Origin of the sequence: Mesorhizobium sp. J18, from assembly GCF_007829525.1 — a bacterium.
Taxonomy (GTDB): domain Bacteria; phylum Pseudomonadota; class Alphaproteobacteria; order Rhizobiales; family Rhizobiaceae; genus VLJP01.
The window spans coordinates 1-6,060 of the sequence record NZ_VLJP01000039.1; the positions used below are offsets into that span (position 1 = coordinate 1).

General features: G+C 70.7%; 10 protein-coding genes. All 10 read left to right on the plus strand.

Translation table 11 applies throughout. The features are described 5' to 3' along the window. Window positions 1–2,228 (plus strand): phage tail tape measure C-terminal domain-containing protein (locus L598_RS14480; RefSeq protein ID WP_144863600.1); only part of this gene is annotated, 2,228 nt, incomplete at its 5' end. Between the two features lie 3 nt (window positions 2,229–2,231). Continuing rightward, window positions 2,232–2,858, plus strand: a complete 627-nt coding sequence (locus L598_RS14485) for a DUF2460 domain-containing protein (RefSeq protein ID WP_144863602.1) — start codon at window positions 2,232–2,234, stop codon at window positions 2,856–2,858. Beyond that, on the plus strand, window positions 2,855–3,205 hold the full coding sequence (locus L598_RS14490) for a hypothetical protein (RefSeq protein ID WP_144863604.1): 351 nt from the start codon (window positions 2,855–2,857) through the stop codon (window positions 3,203–3,205). Before L598_RS14485 ends, L598_RS14490 begins: the two co-directional genes overlap by 4 nt. Beyond that, window positions 3,198–3,329 carry a hypothetical protein gene (locus L598_RS21920; RefSeq protein ID WP_281407399.1) on the plus strand — a complete coding sequence of 44 codons (132 nt, stop codon included), beginning with the start codon at window positions 3,198–3,200 and terminating at the stop codon, window positions 3,327–3,329. Before L598_RS14490 ends, L598_RS21920 begins: the two co-directional genes overlap by 8 nt. A 4-nt stretch (window positions 3,330–3,333) precedes the next feature. Further along, a complete protein-coding gene (locus L598_RS14495) occupies window positions 3,334–3,993 on the plus strand; it encodes a lysozyme (RefSeq protein WP_144863606.1) in 660 nt (219 codons plus the stop codon). A 4-nt stretch (window positions 3,994–3,997) separates the two neighbouring features. After that, complete coding sequence (locus L598_RS14500) at window positions 3,998–4,228, plus strand: hypothetical protein (protein ID WP_115395219.1); 231 nt, start codon at window positions 3,998–4,000, stop codon at window positions 4,226–4,228. An 86-nt stretch (window positions 4,229–4,314) separates the two neighbouring features. Then, window positions 4,315–4,545 (plus strand): hypothetical protein, encoded by a 231-nt coding sequence (locus L598_RS14510; RefSeq protein ID WP_144863610.1) that lies wholly within the window; start codon window positions 4,315–4,317, stop codon window positions 4,543–4,545. After that, on the plus strand, window positions 4,532–4,675 hold the full coding sequence (locus tag L598_RS21465; RefSeq protein WP_186445052.1) for a hypothetical protein: 144 nt from the start codon (window positions 4,532–4,534) through the stop codon (window positions 4,673–4,675). The genes L598_RS14510 and L598_RS21465 overlap by 14 nt, the downstream gene beginning before the upstream one ends. Next, entirely contained in the window at window positions 4,672–5,556 is an 885-nt protein-coding gene (locus tag L598_RS14515; RefSeq protein ID WP_144863612.1) for a DUF2163 domain-containing protein, read from the plus strand. The genes L598_RS21465 and L598_RS14515 overlap by 4 nt, the downstream gene beginning before the upstream one ends. Further along, window positions 5,553–5,984 carry an NlpC/P60 family protein gene (locus L598_RS14520; RefSeq protein ID WP_144863614.1) on the plus strand — a complete coding sequence of 144 codons (432 nt, stop codon included), beginning with the start codon at window positions 5,553–5,555 and terminating at the stop codon, window positions 5,982–5,984. Before L598_RS14515 ends, L598_RS14520 begins: the two co-directional genes overlap by 4 nt. The last annotated feature ends 76 nt before the right edge of the window (window positions 5,985–6,060 follow it).

Consider the following 6,060-nt stretch of genomic DNA (forward strand, 5'->3'; position numbering starts at 1 on the left):
CCGCCGCTGCCGCTGCTGGTGTGGCGATGATCCGGTCCGGCCTGCAGACGGTCGATGCGCAGGCGAAGCTGGCTCAGTCGCTCGGCACCACCGTCGCCTCGATCCAGACGCTGGAGCGCGCGGGCGAACTGGCGGGCGTTTCGATGTCCGGCATCGAACAGGCCACCAAGGATCTGACGCGCCGCCTCAGCCAGGCGGCCGCCGGGAGCGGCCCGGCCGCCGACGCGCTTGACCGGCTGGGCCTTTCCGCCACCGACCTGATCGCACTGCCGCTGGACCAGCGCGTGGGTGCGATCAACGCCGCCATCGAAAGCTTCGTGCCCGCCGCCGAGCGTGCGGCGGTCGCGGGTCAGCTTTTCGGCGAGGAAGGCTCCATCGCCATGTCGCGGATCGACACTGCGACCCTGCGCCAGGCGACGGAGGACGTGCTCGCCTTCGGCGTTGTCGTGTCGGAGCAGGATGCCGACCAGATCGAGCGGACCAACGACGCGATCTCCCGGCTCGGGCTGATCTGGCGCGGGCTGTCGAACCAGCTGGCCGTCGCCGCGGCACCCGCGCTCGAGGCAGTTGCCAACGCCATGGCCGCCATTGCCAGCCGCACCGGTCCCCTCGGCATCGCCATTCGTGGCCTCTTCGACAATATCGGTCGCCTGACCACGTACGCCGTGACCTTCGCGACCTTCCTCGCGGGCCGCTGGGTCGCCGGGCTGGCCGCCGCCGTGCTGTCGGTCCGTGGGTTTGCCACCGCGCTCGTCGTCCTGCGCGGGGCGCTGATCCGCACCGGCATCGGCGCTCTGATCGTTGGCGTGGGCGAGCTCGTCTACCAGTTCACCCGTCTCGTCTCCGGTGCGGGTGGCTTCGGCGAAGCGATGTCGCTCCTGAAGGACCTGGCCGTCGAGGTCTGGGAAAGGATCAGGATTGGCGCAACGTCGGCGGGCGCGGCCGCCACGGCGATGTTTTTCGACCTGAAGGCCGATGCCGCGTCGGGCATGCAGAGCGCCATCGAGAGCGTCGTCGGTTTCGGCAACACCGCCGCGAACACTTTCGAAGGCGCCTACGAGGCGATCAAGGCGATCTGGGGCCTGCTGCCCGCCGCCATCGGCGATCTGGCGTTCCAGGCGGCGAACAGCCTGGTCGACGGCGTCGAGGCGATGCTGAACGGCGTGGTCTCGCGCATCAACAGCTTCATCGGCGGCATCAACCAGGGGCTGGAAGCGCTCGGGTCGGAGCGGCGCATATCGCTGGTGCCCGACCTCGACCTCGGCGAGATCGAGAACCGCTTCGAAGGGGCGGCGACGGCCGCGACGACAGCGGCGCAGGCGGCCTTCGACCGGGCCTTCGAGGACAACCCGCTCACCGCGCCCGATCTCGGACTGACCGAGGCGGCGAACCGGGCGCTCGAGTCCGCGAACCTCTACCGTGGCGCGGCGCGCGATCTTGCGGACGGCGCGCGCGCCCCTCTGGAGAGCTGGCAGGCCCTGCGCGATGCCGTGCGCGGCACCGACGAGGCCAGTGCCGATGCGCTGACCGAGGCCACCGGTGCGGCGGAGCGGCTGGAGATGGCGCTCGGCGATGCGGGACGGGCCGCGACGGGTGCTGGTGCTGCGGCCGGAGCCGCCGCCGCTGCAGCGGAGCCCGCGACCGAGGCCGCCGTCACGGGCTGGCAGGCCGTCACAGCGGCGCTGTCCGATTACGCCAGCAAGGCGCGCGAGATCGGCGGTGATATCGGCCAGAGCCTCGTCGGCGCCTTCCAGTCGGCCGAGAACGCGGTGGGCCAGTTCGTGAAGACCGGCAAGCTGAACTTCCGCGACCTGGTCACCTCGCTGCTCGCCGATCTCGCCCAGCTCGCGGCGCGGCGCTTCATCCTCGGGCCGATCGCCAATGCGCTCTCCGGCGTGTTCTCCGGGGCGGGCGGGATCTTCGCCAGCGTGCTGCATGCGGGCGGGATGGTCGGATCGGCCGGACCCTCGCGCATGGTCCCGGCCATGGCCTTCGCCGGCGCGCCGAGGATGCATGCTGGCGGCGTCGCCGGGCTTCGCCACGACGAGGTGCCCGCGATCCTCCAGCGGGGCGAGCGGGTGCTCTCGCGTCGCGAGGCGCAGGCCTACGGCTCGGGCGGCGTCAACGTCACCATCATGGCCCGCGACGCCGAGAGCTTCCGGCAGTCCCGGACGCAGGTGGCCGCGGATATTGCCCGCGCCGTCTCACTCGGGCGCAGGGGGCTCTGAGCGATGGCCTTCCACGAGGTCCGGTTTCCGGAAGACATCAGCCGTGGCGCGCGCGGCGGGCCGGAGCGGCGCACGCAGATCGTCGAGCTTGCCTCGGGCGACGAGGAGCGCAACGCAAGCTGGGCGAACTCCCGTCGGCGCTACGACGTCGCCTACGGAATCCGCCGCGCTGACGATCTCGCTGCCGTGGTCGCCTTCTTCGAGGCGCGCAACGGACGGCTGCACGGTTTCCGCTTCAAGGACTGGGGCGACCACAAGTCCTGCCTGCCTTCGGGCACGCCATCGCCTACAGACCAGGCGATCGGCACCGGGGATGGCACGACCACCGCTTTCCAGCTGGTGAAGCGCTACGTCTCGGGCGCGCAGTCGTGGACGCGTACCATCGCGAAGCCGGTGGCGGGCACCGTGCGCATCGGGCTCGGCGGGGTCGAGCAACTTTCCGGCTGGTCAGTCGACACCACGACCGGCGTCGTCACCTTCAGCGTCGCGCCGGGCGCTGGCGTCGCGATCACCGCGGGCTTCGAGTTCGACGTGCCGGTCCGCTTCGACGCAGACGCGCTCGACGTGACGCTCGACCTCGAGCGGCTCGGCTCGATCACCTCCATTCCGCTTCTGGAGATCCGGCGATGAACGACACCGGCAGCTTTATGGCAGCCGTGCTGCGAGAGCTCGCGGCCTCGACCGCCGTGATCCTCGCTGCCTGGGGCGCGCTCGGCGGAGCGACGAATGCGCTGACCACGAAGATGCGGCTGCGCGATGCGCTCCGGCACATCCTGCTCGGCGGGCTGATCGCAGCCGGGATGGGCAGCCTCTCCATGGCCGTGATCACCGCCTGGCTCAGCCTTCCGCCCGAGGCGATCCCCGCGGGCGGGGCGGCAGGATCGGCGGCCTATCTCGTCGGCGTTTTCGGCCCGGCCTTCATCGAGATGCTGCTCGCCCGCCTGCGCCGCGCCAACGAAGGCGCTGGCGATGAATGAACTTCTCCGCCTCGCGCGCTCCTTCCGCTGCGACCCTGCCGACTCCCGGCAGGCCTTCGCCCATCGCCTGCGCATCGGCCTCGCCATCGCAGCACTGATCCTGATCCTCTCGCTTCTGAGGTAATCCCATGCACATGACCGACCGGGGCCTGCTGGCCCTCGTCCGGCACGAAGGACTCGTGCCCGGACCCTATCTCGATGTGAAACAGGTCTGGACCTTTGGCATCGGCCACACGGCCGCGGCCGGGCCGCCCGATCCGGCGACCATGCCGCGCGGTATGCCCGCTGATCTGGACGCCGGGATCCGCGAGGCGTTCCGGGTCTTCCGGGCGGACCTCGTGCGCTACGAGGCCGCCGTCCTGCGCGCCGTGAAGGCGCCGCTCGAGCCGCACGAGTTCGATGCGCTCGTCAGCTTTCACTACAACACGGGCGGCATTGCGAAGGCCGCGCTGACCCGGCACCTCAATGCCGGAAATCGCGTTGCAGCCGCCGACGCGTTTCTCAACTGGCGGCGACCGGCCTCGATCATTCCCCGCCGCGAAGTCGAGCGCGACCTGTTCCGCCACGGCCGCTATCCCGGCGGCACGATCCCGGTCTGGTCCGTGGACCGCGCGGGACGCGTGGACTTCTCGCGGCCGATCCGTCGCCTGACCGAGGATGAGGCGCTGGCGCTGCTGCGGCGGTCGCCACTGCCGAGGCCGCCGGTCCTCGACCCTGCACCCGACGCGCCGACCGGCTGGCTCGCCCGGCTGGTCGATTTCTTCTCCACCCTGATCCGGAGGGCCTGATCCAATGCGCTACGTTCGCCCCAACTCGCTCACATGGTGGGCGGGACTGCTCGCCATGCTCACCGGCATCGCCTCCCTCGCATTGCCTTCCACTGGGCCGCTCGGGGAACTCTCCCGTCTCGTCGCGCTGCTTGCCGGCTCGGGCGATGCCTCGCCGGCCGGGCTGATGTTCCTCGGTCTGGGCCTGATCGGTCTGCGTGACCGGATCGAGCGCGGGTTCCGTGGCGATGCTTGAGTTCTTCGCCGGTGTGGTCGTGGGCGGCTGTCTCGGCGTCTTCGTCGTCGCCCTCTGCGTCGCCGCCGCGCGCGGGGAGCGGGACGATGGCTGATCTCCTGGTCTGGCTGGTCGCGGCTCTGGGCGCCGTCGGGGGTGTCATCCTCGGCCGGGTCTGGGGGCGCGTGGAAGGGGAGCACGCTGGCAAACGGGAGGCGGAACGCGATGCGATGGAAGAGACGATCGAAAAGGTCGAGCGCGGCCGCGACGCGGTTAGTGATGGCCGCGGCGCTGGCGATCCTGCTGAGCGGCTGCCCCGCAACGATGGGCGCTGGTGACGCCGGCTGCGCCTCCTATGCCGAGGCGCGCCTCGCCCGGCCGCCCGCCGAGACGGTCGCGGAGGAGCCGCCGGACTGGGCGAACTGGATCGCTGATCTCGATGACCGCATGACGGGAACCTGCCGATGAAGACCCTAAATCCCGTCCTGCAGGCCCATCTCGACGAGGGCACGACGACGCTCGCCTGGTGCTGGCGGATCGCACGGGCCGATGGCGTCACCTTCGGTTTCACGGATCACGACCGGACGCTCAGCTTCGACGGGACCGACTTCGAGCCGGAAAGTGGGCTGACGGCGTCCGAGGTCCGCTCGGGATCGGACCTGTCCGTCGATGCGCAGGATGCCGAGGGGGTGCTGACCTCGGACCGGATCACCGAGACCGACATCCTCGACGGTCGCTGGGACAACGCCGAGGTCGAGGTCTGGCGCGTGAACTGGGCCGACACCGGCCAGCGCGTGTTGATGCGGCGTGGCGCCATTGGCCAGATCCGGCGTGGGCGTCTGGCCTTCGTCGCGGAGGTCCGTTCGCTCGCCCATGTGCTGGGCCAGACGGTCGGGCGGACGTTCCAGGCGACCTGCGATGCCGCGCTCGGCGATGCGCGCTGCGGCGTCAATCTGGAGGACCCGGCCTTCAAGGGCACGGGCACCGTCATCGACATGCTGCGCGACCGGGCCTTCACCGCCTCGGGCCTCGGCGGTTTCGCCTCCGGCTGGTTCACCTTCGGCACGCTGGACTGGACGAGCGGTGCGAACGCCGGACGGCCCACCGAGGTGCTGGGCCATGACGTCACCGACGGCATTGCGATCCTGACGCTGCTCGAGGCGCCGGTGCGGTCCATCGCCGAGAGTGACACTTTCACCATCCGTGCGGGCTGCGACAAGCGGATGGAGACCTGCGGGGCGAAGTTCGCCAACACCGCCAACTTCCGAGGCTTCCCGCATATCCCCGGCCAGGACGCCGTTCTCCGCTACGCCACGAAGGACGGCGGCCACGAAGGGTCCGTGCTGTGAACGCCGATCCGAAGCGCGTCATCGCCATTACGCGCTCCTGGCTCGGCACGCCGTACCACGACCAGGCAAGCCTGCGCGGCGTCGGCTGCGACTGCCTCGGGCTGGCCCGGGGCGTCTGGCGCGAGGTCGTCGGCCCCGAGCCGTTCCCGATCCCGCCCTACAGCCGGGACTGGGGCGAGACCGGACCGCGCGAGGTGCTGGCCGAGGGCGCACGACGCATGATGATCGAGGCGCCGCCTGCCGAGGCAGGTCCGGGCGCGCTAGTGCTCTTCCGCATGAAGCCCCGCGCCATCGCCAAGCATGTCGGGATCCTGACGGGCCCGGACAGCTTCCTCCACGCCTATGAGCGGCTCGGCGTGATCGAGGAACCGCTCACCCCATCCTGGCGGCGGCGCATCGCCTTCGCCTTCCTGTTCCCGCAACGCTGAGACCCCGACATGGCCACACTCGTTCTCGGCGCCGCTGGCGCCGGCGGCTTCATCGGCTCCAGCATCGGCTCGGTGG

What these genes read in the sequence shown, in the direction of transcription:
- L598_RS14500 (WP_115395219.1), top strand. Translation starts at nt 3,998, where the DNA reads ATGCGCTACGTTCGCCCCAACTCGCTCACATGGTGGGCGGGACTGCTC.
- L598_RS14515 (WP_144863612.1), top strand. Translation starts at nt 4,672, where the DNA reads ATGAAGACCCTAAATCCCGTCCTGCAGGCCCATCTCGACGAGGGCACG.
- L598_RS14485 (WP_144863602.1), top strand. Translation starts at nt 2,232, where the DNA reads ATGGCCTTCCACGAGGTCCGGTTTCCGGAAGACATCAGCCGTGGCGCG.
- L598_RS21465 (WP_186445052.1), top strand. Translation starts at nt 4,532, where the DNA reads ATGGGCGCTGGTGACGCCGGCTGCGCCTCCTATGCCGAGGCGCGCCTC.
- L598_RS14510 (WP_144863610.1), top strand. Translation starts at nt 4,315, where the DNA reads ATGGCTGATCTCCTGGTCTGGCTGGTCGCGGCTCTGGGCGCCGTCGGG.
- L598_RS21920 (WP_281407399.1), top strand. Translation starts at nt 3,198, where the DNA reads ATGAATGAACTTCTCCGCCTCGCGCGCTCCTTCCGCTGCGACCCTGCC.
- L598_RS14490 (WP_144863604.1), top strand. Translation starts at nt 2,855, where the DNA reads ATGAACGACACCGGCAGCTTTATGGCAGCCGTGCTGCGAGAGCTCGCG.
- L598_RS14495 (WP_144863606.1), top strand. Translation starts at nt 3,334, where the DNA reads ATGCACATGACCGACCGGGGCCTGCTGGCCCTCGTCCGGCACGAAGGA.